The organism is Microcoleus sp. B7-D4 (assembly GCF_036705125.1).
Lineage (GTDB): Bacteria > Cyanobacteriota > Cyanobacteriia > Cyanobacteriales > Microcoleaceae > Microcoleus.
On sequence record NZ_JAUBTT010000274.1, the window covers coordinates 1 to 1,039 of the forward strand.

General features: G+C 43.1%; 1 pseudogene. It reads right to left on the bottom strand.

Features of this window, described 5'->3' with window-relative positions:
- Window positions 1-73: 73 nt before the first annotated feature.
- A pseudogene (locus QUB12_RS37435) lies at window positions 74-1,039 on the bottom strand (FG-GAP-like repeat-containing protein); the annotation flags it as partial.

Genomic DNA, 1,039 nt, shown 5'->3' on the forward strand with positions numbered 1-1,039 from the left:
GTTTTTAGCTGGCATTTTTGTAGAGATTGACTAAACTCCTTTTTTATTATACCCTATTTAAAGGTACAACAGCTTAGGTATAATTTGTCACCCCATCAACATCCGTAATCTTCGTAATTCGATTCCCATTGTCATAATCAAAGTCATAGGAAACTCCACTCCCGTGACTCAAAACATCCAAACGATTCTTAGCATCGTAAGTGTAGGTAGTTCCCCTCACCAACTGACTGCCGCTTAAATCAGAATAACGATTCACCGACTTGATCTGACCGATATCATCGTAACCAAAATCCACCCGCTTCGACGCCACACTATTACCGCTTTGAGTAATCCGACTGATCCGGTTTAGGGTGTCGTAAGTATAAGCAGTATTCCCCTTAGCTGCGCCGTTAATCGTATCGCTGACAGACAGCAGATTATCTTCGTCATCGTAGGTGTAGTTTAACAGAACATTCGGTACCCCTGGCGTCCCCGTATTATCGACAGCAATTTGCCGTCCTTTCGGGTCGTAACTAAACTGGTAAGTGGAATCAGGGTCTTTAATAGATGTTAGCTGACTTGCTGCATCGTAAGTAGAAGTAATTGTCCGAATCGGATTACCAGTAGTATTCAGCCAATTTTCTGCCGTCTCCCGATTTAGTGCATCGTAAGTAAAGGAACGGACGCGGTTGTTGCGGTCAGTAATGCGAGTGCGATTGCCGACATCATCGTACTCAAAAGCGCGAGTTTTACCAAATTGATTCGTTTCCGATTTTAACCAATTTCGGGCATCGTAAACGAAGTTAGTCGTATTATTTACTGGGTCTTTGATGGATGTGACATTGCCAACATCATCATATTCAGTGGTAGTGGTTCCAGATGGATTTAAAGCATCTATGACGCGAGTCTGCCGATTTCTGGAATCGTAAACGTATTGAGTTTTGTTAGTGTTAGCATCAATTTCAGCCACCACATTCCCAACTTTATCGTACTCAGTTTTGCTCGTACTAGCAATAGTAGTCTGTGCCGCTTGAGTAACATCAGTCCGCCTTCCCAACTC